Origin of the sequence: Niveibacterium microcysteis, from assembly GCF_017161445.1 — a bacterium.
Taxonomy (GTDB): domain Bacteria; phylum Pseudomonadota; class Gammaproteobacteria; order Burkholderiales; family Rhodocyclaceae; genus Niveibacterium; species Niveibacterium microcysteis.
In genome coordinates this window covers 2,172,072-2,185,072 of sequence record NZ_CP071060.1, presented here as the reverse complement: position 1 = coordinate 2,185,072, position 13,001 = coordinate 2,172,072, and the positions used below count along the sequence as shown (strand labels likewise).

The following is a 13,001-nucleotide window of genomic DNA, read 5'->3' as shown; positions in this document are numbered from 1 at the left end:
CGCGATGTGCGACGCGCCCGCCCGCTGCACCTGGGTCACGAGCGATCCGCTGTACCTGGACTATCACGACACCGAATGGGGTGTGCCGCTCGCCGACGCCAACGCGCTGTTCGAATGCCTCACGCTGGAAGGTGCGCAAGCGGGGTTGTCGTGGCTGACGATTCTGCGCAAGCGGGAAGGCTATCGGCGCGCGTTCGCGGGGTTCGATCCGGCCAAGGTCGCGCGTTTCAGCGACGACGACGTCACCCGCCTTCTCGCGGACCCGGGCATCGTGCGCCATCGCGGCAAGATCGAGGCAACCATCGGCAACGCGCGCGCCTGGCTTGCGCTGCAGAATGGTGGCGTGGATCCAGTGAAATGGCTGTGGTCTTTCGTCGATGGACGCCCGCAATCCCCGGCCCCCGGTGCCGCGCCGCAGGCGACCAATGCAGTATCCGACCAGATGAGTCGCGCGCTGCGCAAAGCCGGCTTCCGCTTTGTCGGCAGCACCACCTGCTACGCCTTCATGCAGGCCGTTGGCATGGTGAATGACCACGCCGAGGGTTGTTTCCGCCGGAACGAGGTCGCACAATCCGCGGCCAGCTTCAGTCTTTAAGGATTCACCCCGAATGAACGACGCCGTCCAGCACATCGAATTCAACGGCCTGCCCGCTATCCGCCTGACCGCCCGTGACGGGGCGCAGGTCACGATCATGCGCCACGGTGCGCAGGTGATCAGCTGGATCCCGGCTGGCGGCGAAGAGCGCCTGTTCCTCAGCGAACGCGCGCGCTTCGAGGCGGGTGTACCGATCCGCGGCGGCATCCCGGTCTGTTTCCCGCAGTTTGGTTCGCGGGGCCCACTGCCCAAACACGGTTTCGTGCGCACAGTCGCGTGGGATGTCGACGCCGCACGCGCCGAGAAGGATTTCGCCACCGCTACGCTCTCGATCAGTGACGATGACATCTCGCGGGCCATCTGGCCCCACGCCTTCCGCGCGGAGCTGACCGTCGTCGTGACCGGCCAAAGACTGGACGTGGAACTGGGCGTGCACAACCCGGGCGACGAACCGCTGCGTTTCACCTGTGCGCTTCACAGCTACCTCGCAACCAAGGAAGTCGAAGAGAGCAAGATCGAAGGCCTGCGTGGCCTGCGCTACCTCGACGCCACCCGCGGCACCGAGCACAAGGAGACCGGCACCGAACTGATGATCGAGGCGGAGACCGACCGGATCTACTTCGACGCAACGAAGCCCTTGTTGCTCAGCGAGCATCGCCGCGCGCTGGGGGTTTCTGCCGAAAACCTGCCCGACGCCGTGATCTGGAACCCTTGGGAGCATCTGTCGGCGGCGCTCCCGGACATGACACCGCTGGGCTTCCGCCGCATGCTGTGTATCGAGCACGGCGCGATCGGCAAGCCGGTGGAACTTGCCCCCGGCGGGGAATGGTGGGGCCGCCAGAGTCTCGTCGCGCTCTGATCGGCAAACCGGGCCCGGCGGGCTCCGATGTTAGAATTAACGGTTTTTCCGACATTCTGAGTCGATGCCCGAATCCGACGCGCCCGCGGCGCCCACCACACTGCTGCGCCCCCTGCTGATCTGGCTGCCGCCAGCCATCTTGCTGGGCGCGGCGGTCTGGCTGCTCATGGCCGGCGCCAACGTCCCGGTTTTCGTTGCGCTCAATGCCGCCGCCCAATCGCTGCCGGAGCACTTCTGGTCATGGGCGACGGCACTCGGCACCGGCGCCTGCGCCTACGCGCTGATCGCCCCGACGCTGCCCAAGCACCCGCGTCTGATGGCCGCCGCGCTGCTGACCGGCGCCTTCGGCGGCATCTTTACGCACACCATCAAGCCGCTGCTCAATGCCGCCCGCCCCGCCGCGGTGCTCGCAGCGGATCAGATCCACGTGATCGGCGATACGCTGACCCGCAACTCGTTTCCGTCGGGCCACGCGATGACGGCCTTCGCGTTTGCCGCGACCCTTGTGTTCTTCAGCCAGCGACCCGGTCGGCTGGCGCTGGTGCTGCTGCCGGTGGCGATCGTGGTTGCCCTGTCACGCATCGCGGTTGGCGCACACTGGCCGCTTGATGTACTGGTTGGGGCCGCTGGCGGCTGGCTGTCCGGCGCGGCCGGCGAAGCAGTGTCACGTCGCTGGCTGATCTGGCAACGCCCTGCCATGCAGGCAGTGATGGCGACCGCTCTGGTGATCATGGGCGCCAGCCTGGCATTCACGAACCTCGGTTATCCGCAGGCAGACTTGCTGAAGTGGGCGCTGTCTGCGCTCGCCTTCGTCAGCGGCCTTGTGGCGCTGCGCGAGCAGTGGGCGCAACGAGCGCAGAAGGTGGCGCCATGATCAAACGCGTGATCGCCCTCGCCATCTCGCTGGCTCTGCTCGGCTGGCTTGCCGCCAGCGGCAACTGGCGCGACGTCGGCAGCCGGCTCGCAACCATTCCGCCCGCCACGCTGGCCCTCGCGCTCAGCGGATTTCTGGTGAGCTACCTGCTGCGTGCAGCCCGTATCCGGGACGAGTTCGCCGACGTCGCGACGGGGCACTTCTGGGCCATGGCGCGCGTCACCACCGCGCATAACGCCGCCATCAACGTGGTGCCGTTCCGCGGCGGAGAGATTGCACTACCAGTGCTGCTGCAACGCGAATTCGGCGTGCCGATGGGCCGCGCGCTGGTCTCGCTCCTCTGGCTGCGCATGCAGGACGCCTTCGTCGTGCTACTGCTGGCGGCCTGGGTCTGGCCCGGGCTCGATATCGTTTTGCGTGCGCTGTGGAGCATTGCGGTGCTCGTCGCAGCCTGGGCGGTGCCCGCTTGGGCGCGCGCCCATCCGATCGGCGCGGAACCGCTTCCGGGTTGGCAAGGCAAGCTCGCCAAAGTCCGTATTGCGCTCGCGCACTCGACGCGCGGCGCGGTTCGCAGCTGGGCCTGGACGCTCTCGAACTGGATCGTGAAGCTCTCGGCGCAAACCCTGCTCCTCGGCGCACTGCTCGGCCAGGCCGGCCTGCTCGCCAGTGCAGGCGTGCTTGGCGGCGAGTTGGCCGCGATCCTTCCGGTGCAGGGCGTGGCCGGTTTCGGCACTTACGAAGCCGGCGTTGCTGCCGCACTGACGCCGCACGGCATTACACTCGCAAACGGGCTGCAAGCCGCGCTCGCGTTGCACCTCGTCATCATCGCGGTCGCGGTCAGCGCCGGCGCGGCGGCATTCGTCGCGCTCCCGGCAGGGCCCCATTCGGCCAATGCAAACGGAAAATCACAATGAACACTGTCGCCACACCGGCCACAAGCCAGGCTCCCGTATCCATTCCGCCGCACCGTCTGTCGGTCGTGGTGCCGATGTACAACGAGGCCGAAAACGTCGCGCCGCTCGCCAAGCGCGTGCATGAAGCACTGCACGACTACGCGTATCCGTGGGAACTAATTCTCGTCGACGACGGCAGCTCCGACGGCACCCCCGGTGAGCTTGAGGCGGCCGCGCGGCACTACGGCCCACATGTGCGCGTCGTGTCACTGATGCGCAACTTCAAGCAGACCGCGGCGATGCAGGCTGGCGTTGACGCTGCGCGCGGCGACGTGATCGTGACGATGGACGGCGACCTCCAGAACGACCCGATCGACATCCCGCGCATGGTCGGCCGCCTGCTGAACGAGAACCTCGACCTCGTCGCCGGCTGGCGCAAGAACCGCAAGGACGGCATGGTGCTGCGCAAGATTCCGTCGCGCATCGCCAACCGCCTGATCGCCCGTATCACCGGCGTCAAGCTCAACGACTACGGCTGCAGCCTCAAGGCCTTCCGCGCCAGCGTGATCAAGAACGTGCGGCTGTACGGCGAAATGCACCGATTCATCCCGGCCTGGCTCGCAACCGTCACAACCCCTCGCCGTATCGCCGAGGAAGTGGTGACGCACCATGCGCGCCAGTTCGGCCAGAGCAAGTACGGCATCTCGCGCACCTTCCGCGTGATCCTGGATCTGATCTCGGTGTTCTTCTTCATGCGCTACCGCGCTCGCCCCGGCCACTTCTTCGGCGGCATCGGCCTCGGCATGGGGGTGATTGGCGGCCTGATACTCAGCTGGCTCGCAGCGCTCAAACTGTTCACCGGCGCATCGATCGGCCAGCGCCCTTTGTTGCAGCTGGGTTTCTTCCTGATCATCGCGTCGTTCCAGTTCATCTCGACCGGCGTGCTGGCGGAAACGCTTGCGCGGATCTACTTCGAATCCGGCGCCGCCTCGCAGTACCGGGTGCGCGATCCCGATGAACCCGACGAAGGCGACGCCTGGCACAAACCCGGACAGGCCGAGGCCGAATGAGCGCCACCTTGCCGGCGCCGACTTTACGCGACCGGCTGGTACTGTTCCTTGTACCAGCCGTCCTGCTGTTGCTGAACCTGGGTGGTGCGCCGCTGTTCGATGTGGACGAAGGCGCCTTCTCTGAAGCGACCCGCGAGATGTTCGAGCGCGGCGACTTCCTCTCCACCTGGCTCAACGGCGTACCGCGGTTCGATAAGCCGATCCTGATCTATTGGCTGCAGGCAATTCCGGTGGGGCTGTTCGGCGTATCGGAATGGGCCTTCCGCTTACCTTCCGCCCTGGCCGCGGCACTTTGGTGTGCGGTGATCGGCAACTTCGCATGGCGTCGGTTCGGCCGTGAAACGGCGCAGTTGGCGGCCCTCGTGGCAGCCACCAGCGTTGGGGTATTTGTGATCGGCCGCGCCGCCACGGCGGACGCGCTGCTGAACCTGCTACTCGCGCTCGCGCTGACCGATGCATGGCGTCATCTCGAATCCGGAACGCGCGCGCCGCTGCGGCGGATGTACCTATGGATCGCGCTGGGGGTGCTGACCAAAGGGCCGATCGCACTGGCGATCCCGGGAGCCGTAACGCTCGCCTACTGCGTCAGCCGCGGCGACTTCAAAACCTGGCTGCGTGCAGTCGTCGATCCGGTTGGCTGGGTGATTCTCATCGCCGTGGCGGCACCATGGTACGCCGCGGCGCTGATGATCCACGGCCAAGCCTTCATCGACGGCTTCATCATGAAGCACAACGTCGGCCGCTTCTCGGGTCCGATGGAAGGCCACGGCGGCAGCCTCTTCTACTATCCGGTCATCGTGCCGCTGCTGCTGCTGCCCTGGATTGCGCCGCTGCTGCGCGCAGTCAACGCCGTGCGCAGCGACACCGCCGATCCGCTGCGCCGCTTCCTGTGGATCTGGTTCGGTTTCGTGCTGGTGTTCTTCTCGCTTTCAGGCACGAAGCTGCCGCACTACGCGCTCTATGGTTGCTCGCCACTGTTCCTGCTGGTAGCGCTGCATCGCGAGCGCTTGAAAACCGTCGCGCTCGGCGTGCTGCCGGCGATCCTTGCGCTCGCGTTCTTCGCCGCGTTGCCGTCGCTCGTCCAACAACTACTGGCAAACGGCCGAATCGCTGATCCGTACTACGTGGCCCAGCTCTCAAGGGCGGGTGAAGCGGCCGGGTTCTCGTATCACCTAGCGACCCTCGGCGCACTGGTCGCGGCAGTGTTGATCACCATGCTCTGGCGCACCGCCGCATGGCGGCGGCTCGCTGCCATTGCGGCGATTCAGGGCGTGCTGCTTGCCACCGTGGTGACTCCGTACGTGGGCGACCTGCTGCAAGGTCCGGTCAAGCGCGCCGCACTCGCGGCACGCACCATGCCGGAGCCCGGCGTGCAGTGGAACTTCTTCCAGCCGAGTTTTGCGGTGTACCGCGAACGTCAGGCGCCAGCTCGTGCACCGCTGCCGGGTGAAATCGCTCTGACGCGCGCCGACCGCATCCCGGCCGACGCAACTATCGACGTGCTCTACAGCGAAGGCGGCGTACGCCTGGTTCGACAACGATGAGCATGACACGCATGTTTTCCGAAGACCGCCCCAGCACGCCTGCCGGCCCCGCGCTCGCAGCGCTGATGGTCGCAATCGTGCTGCTGACGATATGGCGGATCTGGGTCATCACACACTCAGGCGCAACGCTCTACGTTGACGAGGCCTACTACTGGGGCTGGTCACAAGCGCTCGCGTGGGGCTACTTTTCAAAGCCGCCGCTCGTCGCCGCCGTGATCAAGGCAAGCACTGCCTGGCTGGGTGACGGGCTGGTCGGCGTCAAAGCGGGTTCGCTGCTGCTCTACCCCGCAACCGCCCTGCTGCTGTTTGGTCTCGGGCGCCGGCTCTACGACACGCGCACCGCGCTGGTCGCGGCACTGGCCTTCCTGACGCTGCCGATCACGACCGCGCTGAGCCTCTTCATCTCGACCGACGCGCTATTGCTGTTCTTCTGGACAGCCTCGCTGTGGGCACTGCATACCGCCCTGGAGCGCAATCGCGCGCGCGACTGGGTACTGCTCGGTCTGACCTGCGGCCTGGGCCTGATGTCGAAGTACACGATGGCCGCCTTCGCGCTGACGGCTGCCCTGCTCCTGCTGACCAGCCCTGAAGGGCGTCGCAAGCTGGTGAGTCCCGGCCCCTGGATCACGGCCCTGGTCGCGCTCGCCGTGCTCGCCCCGAACCTGTGGTGGAACTGGGCAAATGGCTTTCCGACGTTCCGCCACACCGCGGAGATCACGCAGCAGCACAAGGACGCCAACCTGCTGGAGTTCATCGGGGCGCAAATCGGTTCGATCGGCCCGCTGCTGGCCATCGGCTTCATCGGCGCGATCGTCACACTGCGCAGCACTTGGCGCAGTGACGCCGACCGCCTGTTGTTCGCCGGTTCGGTACCGCTGCTGCTGCTGGTGATGGCCCAGGCCAGCTCCAGCGAGGCCAATGCAAACTGGGCCGGCCCGATCTTCGCCGGCGGCACGCTGCTGGCGGTTGCATGGCTCTCCCGCACATCGGGTCGCCGCAAGCTGCTCGCTGCCGCGATAGGCCTGAACGTGCTGGTTGCCGTGGTGGTGTATCAATGGCCACAGATCCTGTCTGCGGTGCATCGGCCGCTCACCGCGAAGATCGATCCATTCAAGCGCATGAAGGGCTGGGATTCGCTGGCCCGCGGCGTCGCCCCCTGGATCGCCGCAAATCCCGACGCCTATGTCGTCGCCGATGAGCGGACGCTGCTTGCCCACGTCGCCTACACGCTGCGCGCGCAGTCGCCACGCATTGCAAGTTGGAACCCTGCGCACGCGGTGCATGACCAGTACCAGCTGACCCACTCATTGCCGGATACCAAGGGCATCACCATTCTGTTCCTTGCCCAAGGTGACCCAGCGGAAGTGGCCGCGCGCTTCGAGCATGTCGAGAAGGTCGGCATGCTCAAGGTTCAAACGCACCCGGATTTCGCGCTGCGGACCGACGTGTGGTTGATGCAAGGCTTCAAGGGGTACTGATGCCCAGCCGCGTCGAGGCCGCACTGCTCGCGGCGGTATTCGCGCTGGCCGCGCTGGTGTTCACGGTGTGGCCGCAGCTGGATCTGCAGATCACCAGCCTCTTTTTCACGGCGCAGGACGGTTTTGCGCTCGACCGCCTCGCCGTCGTCAAGGCGATCTATTGGGGCGTATGGGGCGGCTCGCGCCTCGCCGTAATCACCGTGATCCTGCTGTGGCTTGCGAGCTTCGTCGTGCGTAACGGTTGGCTGGCCACGCGTCGACGCTGGTTTGGCTTTCTCGCGCTGGCTTTTGCATTGGGGCCGGGGCTGATCGCCGACGCAGGGCTCAAAAATCACTGGGGCCGTGCACGCCCGCATCAGATCGAGGCCTTCGGCGGCACCCGCCATTTCACGCCGGCACTGGCACCCGCCGCAGAGTGCGATCGCAATTGCTCGTTTGTCAGCGGACATGCAACGGGCGCCTTTGCGCTGATGGCCTTCGGCTGGCTGGCCGCCCCGCGCCGACGCGCGCTTTGGCTCGGCATCGCGGCCGTATCCGGCACCGTTGTCGGGTTCGTACGCGTCATTCAGGGCGGGCATTTCGCCAGCGACGTCGTGTTCGCCTTCTACGCCGTGTGGCTGGGCTGCTGGCTCGCGTCCACGATCCTGAGGCGCGTCGGTTGGCTCCCGGCCGGCGAACAGATTCCCGCCACGCTGCGCTGACGCCGCAACCGGCGCGGCGCGGTGCGACATTCCGCACGCCCCGCCGCTACTCCCTCTCAGTGCCCCCTCAAGTCGCAATCCCATGATGACGTTATGGTCATGCTGGGTTCTTTCTCCGCTTACAACTGGTGAGGCTTGCGATGATGAATACGCTGAGAGGGAAGCTGATCGCCGTTACCGCCGCGCTGATGCTCGCGGCGCTGCTGTCGGTGACGCTGGCGATCTACGTGATGATGCGCGCCGAATTGATCCAGCGGATGGATGCCGAGATCCGCGGCGTTGCGCGCGCGACGGCAGCCGCAACCGGCGAATGGATCGCGTCGCGCTCACAGGTAACCCAAGCCGGCGCCGGGGCGGCGCTGGCGGCCGATCCAATGCCGGTACTGATGCAAGCCAAGGCGTCGGGCCAGTTCGATCTCTTCTACGTCGGGTTCCCCGACAAGAAGATCCTCTTCACTGACAACCAACAACTGCCTGCGGGCTACGACGCCACGCAGCGCCCGTGGTACACCGCGGCCGTCGCGAGCGACAAGCCGATCATGACCGCACCTTACGTGGATGCGTCGACCGGGCAGCTCGTCGTGTCCTTCGCCTATGCCGCCAAGGAAGGCGGCAACCTGAAAGGGGTTGTTGCCGCGGACATCACCCTTGATCGGGTGGTGCAGCAGATCCTCGCGGTGCGCTTCAGCGCCAAGGGTTACGCAATGCTGATCGGCAAGGACGGCAAGATCCTGGTGCACCCGAGCAAGGAGCTCCTGCAGAAGTCCGCGACCGAACTCGCACCTGAGCTCACGGCCGAAGCGATTCTCGGCGCCTACAAGAACGAGCAGGCAAGCGACCTCAAGGTGCAAGGCGTTGCGAGCTTCGTCGAGATGTTCCCGGTCCCAGGAACAGATCTGACACTGGGCGTGGTGGTGGACAAGGGCAGTGCGCTGGCACCGCTGGACAAGTTGCTCGGTACCGCGCTCGGCATCCTCGTGCTGGCACTGGCGATTGCGCTGCCGCTGCTGATCGCGGTGCTGACTCGAATGCTCGGCCGCCTGGCGACGCTGCGCGACCTGATGAAGGAGATCTCGGCCGGCGGCGGTGATCTGACGCGGACGCTCAACGTTTCCGGCAACGACGAAATCGCGGAAACCTCAGCCGCCTTCAACCGCTTCCTGGATACGCTACGGACCATGTTCCTCGAAGTGCGTAATGAGGCGGAACGGCTGTCGAATGGCGTCGAGAACATTGATGGCACCGTTCAGCGCCTCGCCCAGCACTCGACCAGCCTTTCAGACACTGCAAGTGCGAACGCTGCAACGATTGAAGAAATCACCGTTTCGGTGGCGCACATTGCCGACAGCGCTGCGGTGGCGAACGGATTGGTGCAACAGACCGGGCAGATGTCCGAACACGGCGCGAAGACCATCGCGCAGGTTTCTCAGGAGTTCTCGCACTCGTCCGAATCGGTGCGTGCGCTGGGCGAGATGATCCACACCGTCAGCAGCCGCGCCAACGAAATCAGCGGGATCGTCAACGTCATCAAGGAAATCGCCGACCAAACCAATCTGCTGGCGCTCAATGCGGCAATCGAAGCCGCCCGTGCCGGCGAACAGGGGCGCGGTTTCGCGGTCGTGGCCGACGAAGTCCGCAAGCTCGCAGAACGCACGGCAAAGGCCACGCTCGAAATCACCCACATGATCAGCGGCATGAACGAGGACACACGGCGCGCGTTCTCTGGCATGGAAGGCACCATCGAAACGGTCGGCAAGGGCGCATCCGCCAGTGAGGAAGCAGCACGGCAGATGACCGAGATCCAGCAGAAGATGACAGAAGCCGTCGCGCGGATCGACGAGATCGCCGCCTCCACCAGCGAGCAGCAGCAGGCAACGACGCTGATGGCACAGTCCGCCGAACAGATCACGGGACGCATGCACGAAAACGACGCCGCGATTCAGGGCGTGCGCGACACGCTGGGCGGGCTGCACGAAGTGGCCAACACGATGCGCAAGCTCATCTCCGGCTTCCGCCTGTAATCGACCGCCGGGCCCCGAGCAGGAAGGGGCCCGCCGTTCTTGAGCGGAATCATTCGCCGGCCTTCGGCGCAGCGGCTAAACTTCATCCACCGCCGCTCGCTGCGCCTCGCGCCGACTCCATGAACGCCCGCCCGCCGATTCCGATCTTCCCCGTCGCAGCGCCCTCGCCAGCGCCCATGGCGCTGTCGCCAGACGACCCTGCCCACGCTGCAGTGGATCAACTTGGCCGTGCGATGCACGATCTGCGGATCTCGGTTACCGACCGCTGCAACTTCCGCTGCACCTACTGTATGCCCAAGGACGTGTTCGACCGCGACCACGCCTTTCTGCCCCGCTCGGCACTGTTGAGCTTCGAGGAAATCACCCGCATCGCCCAACTGTTCGTTAACCAAGGCGTGCGAAAGATCCGCATCACGGGCGGCGAACCACTGCTGCGCAAACAGCTGGAACGGCTGATCGAGCAACTGGCGCGGCTGGACGTAGAAGTGACCTTGACCACCAACGGCGCGCTACTCGCACAAAAGGCGCGCAGCCTTGCCGACGCTGGCCTGCGGCGCGTGACGGTGAGTCTGGACGCGCTGGACGACGAGGTGTTTCGCCGCATGAACGACGTCGGCTTCCCGGTTGAACGGGTGCTCGCCGGCATTGCCGCGGCGGCTGATGCCGGGCTCGGGCCGGTCAAGGTGAACTGCGTGGTCAAGCGGGGTACCAACGATGGCGAAATTCTGCCGCTCGCGCGCCACTTTCGCGGCAGCGGCCACATCCTGCGCTTCATCGAGTTCATGGACGTCGGCAGCCACAACGGCTGGAACCTCGACGCCGTGCTGCCGTCGCGCGAGGTGGTGGCCCGTATCGCGGCCGAGTTTCCGCTCGATGCGCTGGATGCGAACTACACCGGGGAGGTGGCGGAACGCTGGCGCTACCGCGATGGCAGCGGCGAGATCGGCGTGATCGCATCCGTCAGCCACGCCTTCTGCCGCGATTGCACCCGCATGCGCCTCTCGCCTGAGGGGCAACTCTTCACTTGCCTCTTCGCTGATCGCGGGCACGACCTGCGTGCGCTGCTTCGTTCGGGGGCCGACGATGGCGCACTCACCGCCCGCATCCGACAGGTCTGGCGAAGCCGCGACGACCGCTACTCAGAGCTTCGCGGCGAGGCCAATCGCGCCGCGAAGGTTGAGATGTCCTACATCGGCGGATGACAGCCGCGCAGCCAACCAGCGGGCTGATCCTCGCCGGCGGCGCCGGGCAGCGTATGGGCGGCGCAGACAAAGGCTGGATCCACCATCAAGGCCGGCCCCTGGTCGAACTGGTGTTCGAACGCGTTGCGCCGCAGGTCGACCAGATGCTGATCAGTGCCAACCGTAATCTCGCGCGCTACGCGGCATTCGGCGTTCCGGTGCTGGAAGACAGCGACGCCGATTTCTGCGGGCCTTTGGCAGGCATCGAAGCTGGTCTGCACAACGCGGCTGCGGGCTGGTTGCTGTGCGTACCCTGTGACAGCCCCGCCCTGCCCCGCGACCTGGCGCAGCGACTCCATGCCGGCGTCGCGGGCGGCAAGGCTGCGGTGGTCACCCTTGCTGGCCGTTGGCAGCCGGTCTTCTGCCTGCTGCACACTAGCCTCGCAGACTCACTGAGCGCCTACCTCGCGCGCGGCGATCGCAAGGTGGCGAATTGGCTCGCGTCGGTTGACGCACGCACGGTGGACTTCAGTGACCAAGCCACCGCGTTCGCAAACCTCAACTCCCCGGAAATGCTCAGCCCCTGAGCCTCACTTCGGTGGTGGAGGCGGGGCGAGCATGTCCTTTGCGGCTTGCGCGAGAGCCTCGTCCGATTTCTTCTTGCCGTCGGCGATCTGCTTGAGCGCAAGCGTGAAAGAGGTCCAGAAACGGCCCATCTCTGGGTTGGATGGCATCGGCCGGCCGAAGGTGACGCCATCCATCGAGATGCGGATCTTTTCGTCACTCATCAGCGACCAGAACAGCTTCTTGTTCAGCGGCACACCGATCGGCTTGTCGGCGTTAACCGTCTTGAGCCCCTCCTCGGTCATCAGGAACTCTTCGATGAACTTCGTCGCCAGATCGCGGTTTGGCGTATCGGCCACGACCATCGCCCCAAGTACCCCGACGAAGGGGCGCGCGGGCTTGCCCTGAAGCGTCGGCAGCGGCGCCACGCCGAAATCGATGCCGGCCTTGCGCAGCGCATCCCATGCCCAGGGGCCGTTGATCCACATGGCCTGCTTGCCGCTGGTCATGGCCTTTTCAGCGTCGCCGTACGGCAGGCCACCCTTGGGTAAGACCCCCGCGGCAATGTAATCGGCGAGCAACCGCCCACCGGCCAGCGCACCAGGGGTGGCGACCCCAACGTCGCCCGCGCTGTAGCTACCACTGCTCTCGCGCTTGAACACGTAGCCGCCGTTGGCGGCCATCAGGGGCCAGGTGAAGTACGAGTTGGTGTAATCCCAGCCGATCGCCTTCACGTCCTTGGCGGCGAGCTCCTTGTCGAGCGCAATGATCTCCTCGAAGGTCGCCGGTGGCTTCGGCACAAGCTTCTTGTTGTAAAGCAACATGATCGCTTCAGCGCCGACCGGGTAACCCCAGACCTTGCCGTTCACGGTGAAGGCGTCCCAGCCCACCGACACCAGCTCCTTGCGCAGCTTCTCGGGCGGCGACACTTCGCTGATCAGGCCCTTGCCGATCCAGTCGCCGATGCGATCGTGCGCCCACAGGAACACATCGGGGCCATTGCCACCCTTGGCGGTTTCCTCGAACTTCTTGGTCGGGTCATCCGGGTGTTCGACCTTCGCGGTCACGCCGTACTTCTTGCCGAACGCGTCGGCGACCTGTTGCAGGCCGGTGTAGCCTTTGTCACCGTTAATCCAGATGAGCAGCTTGCCCTTTTCGCCGGCAAACGCGGGCGTCACCAACAGCAGGGCCGCCAGGCCAGTAATGATCTGTGCGCGCATG

General features: G+C 65.6%; 12 protein-coding genes. 11 read left to right on the top strand and 1 reads right to left on the bottom strand.

The annotated features are described in order from the left end of the window. Positions 1–4: 4 nt before the first annotated feature. The 11 genes from JY500_RS09905 (at position 5) to mobA (ending at position 11,803) form a co-directional block, all read left to right on the top strand. Entirely contained in the window at positions 5–595 is a 591-nt protein-coding gene (locus JY500_RS09905; RefSeq protein WP_206256233.1) for a DNA-3-methyladenine glycosylase I, read from the top strand. Between the two features lie 13 nt (positions 596–608). After that, positions 609–1,454, top strand: a complete 846-nt coding sequence (locus JY500_RS09900) for a D-hexose-6-phosphate mutarotase (protein ID WP_206256232.1) — start codon at positions 609–611, stop codon at positions 1,452–1,454. Positions 1,455–1,518: 64 nt separating this feature from the next. Then, positions 1,519–2,328: a phosphatase PAP2 family protein gene (locus tag JY500_RS09895; RefSeq protein WP_206256231.1), complete on the top strand. Its 810-nt coding sequence runs from the start codon at positions 1,519–1,521 to the stop codon at positions 2,326–2,328. Beyond that, positions 2,325–3,242, top strand: a complete 918-nt coding sequence (locus JY500_RS09890; RefSeq protein WP_206256230.1) for a lysylphosphatidylglycerol synthase transmembrane domain-containing protein — start codon at positions 2,325–2,327, stop codon at positions 3,240–3,242. The genes JY500_RS09895 and JY500_RS09890 overlap by 4 nt, the downstream gene beginning before the upstream one ends. Next, entirely contained in the window at positions 3,239–4,291 is a 1,053-nt protein-coding gene (locus JY500_RS09885) for a glycosyltransferase family 2 protein (protein ID WP_172199310.1), read from the top strand. Before JY500_RS09890 ends, JY500_RS09885 begins: the two co-directional genes overlap by 4 nt. Beyond that, positions 4,288–5,835, top strand: a complete 1,548-nt coding sequence (locus tag JY500_RS09880; protein ID WP_206256229.1) for an ArnT family glycosyltransferase — start codon at positions 4,288–4,290, stop codon at positions 5,833–5,835. Before JY500_RS09885 ends, JY500_RS09880 begins: the two co-directional genes overlap by 4 nt. Further along, on the top strand, positions 5,832–7,313 hold the full coding sequence (locus JY500_RS09875) for a glycosyltransferase family 39 protein (protein ID WP_206256228.1): 1,482 nt from the start codon (positions 5,832–5,834) through the stop codon (positions 7,311–7,313). The genes JY500_RS09880 and JY500_RS09875 overlap by 4 nt, the downstream gene beginning before the upstream one ends. Next, positions 7,313–8,014, top strand: coding sequence for a phosphatase PAP2 family protein (locus JY500_RS09870; protein ID WP_206256227.1), 702 nt, complete (start codon positions 7,313–7,315; stop codon positions 8,012–8,014). The genes JY500_RS09875 and JY500_RS09870 overlap by 1 nt, the downstream gene beginning before the upstream one ends. A gap of 143 nt (positions 8,015–8,157) precedes the next feature. Next, complete coding sequence (locus JY500_RS09865; RefSeq protein ID WP_172199298.1) at positions 8,158–10,035, top strand: methyl-accepting chemotaxis protein; 1,878 nt, start codon at positions 8,158–8,160, stop codon at positions 10,033–10,035. 119 nt (positions 10,036–10,154) lie between these two features. Then, the gene (moaA, locus tag JY500_RS09860) at positions 10,155–11,237 is read left to right on the top strand and encodes a GTP 3',8-cyclase MoaA (RefSeq protein ID WP_343073473.1); all 1,083 of its coding nucleotides are present in this window, start codon (positions 10,155–10,157) and stop codon (positions 11,235–11,237) included. Beyond that, on the top strand, positions 11,234–11,803 hold the full coding sequence (gene mobA / locus JY500_RS09855; RefSeq protein ID WP_206256226.1) for a molybdenum cofactor guanylyltransferase MobA: 570 nt from the start codon (positions 11,234–11,236) through the stop codon (positions 11,801–11,803). Before moaA ends, mobA begins: the two co-directional genes overlap by 4 nt. 3 nt (positions 11,804–11,806) lie before the next feature. On the opposite strand, the gene malE is transcribed toward mobA, so the two are convergent. After that, positions 11,807–13,000: a maltose/maltodextrin ABC transporter substrate-binding protein MalE gene (gene malE / locus JY500_RS09850; protein WP_206256225.1), complete on the bottom strand. Its 1,194-nt coding sequence runs from the start codon at positions 12,998–13,000 to the stop codon at positions 11,807–11,809. Position 13,001 lies beyond the last annotated feature (1 nt).

Bases quoted from the DNA above. Each gene is read 5' to 3' on its own strand.
- JY500_RS09905 (WP_206256233.1), top strand. From the start codon at position 5: ATGTGCGACGCGCCCGCCCGCTGCACCTGGGTCACGAGCGATCCGCTG.
- JY500_RS09900 (WP_206256232.1), top strand. From the start codon at position 609: ATGAACGACGCCGTCCAGCACATCGAATTCAACGGCCTGCCCGCTATC.
- JY500_RS09895 (WP_206256231.1), top strand. From the start codon at position 1,519: ATGCCCGAATCCGACGCGCCCGCGGCGCCCACCACACTGCTGCGCCCC.
- JY500_RS09890 (WP_206256230.1), top strand. From the start codon at position 2,325: ATGATCAAACGCGTGATCGCCCTCGCCATCTCGCTGGCTCTGCTCGGC.
- JY500_RS09885 (WP_172199310.1), top strand. From the start codon at position 3,239: ATGAACACTGTCGCCACACCGGCCACAAGCCAGGCTCCCGTATCCATT.
- JY500_RS09880 (WP_206256229.1), top strand. From the start codon at position 4,288: ATGAGCGCCACCTTGCCGGCGCCGACTTTACGCGACCGGCTGGTACTG.
- JY500_RS09875 (WP_206256228.1), top strand. From the start codon at position 5,832: ATGAGCATGACACGCATGTTTTCCGAAGACCGCCCCAGCACGCCTGCC.
- JY500_RS09870 (WP_206256227.1), top strand. From the start codon at position 7,313: ATGCCCAGCCGCGTCGAGGCCGCACTGCTCGCGGCGGTATTCGCGCTG.
- JY500_RS09865 (WP_172199298.1), top strand. From the start codon at position 8,158: ATGAATACGCTGAGAGGGAAGCTGATCGCCGTTACCGCCGCGCTGATG.
- moaA (WP_343073473.1), top strand. From the start codon at position 10,155: ATGAACGCCCGCCCGCCGATTCCGATCTTCCCCGTCGCAGCGCCCTCG.
- mobA (WP_206256226.1), top strand. From the start codon at position 11,234: ATGACAGCCGCGCAGCCAACCAGCGGGCTGATCCTCGCCGGCGGCGCC.
- malE (WP_206256225.1), bottom strand. From the start codon at position 13,000: ATGCGCGCACAGATCATTACTGGCCTGGCGGCCCTGCTGTTGGTGACG.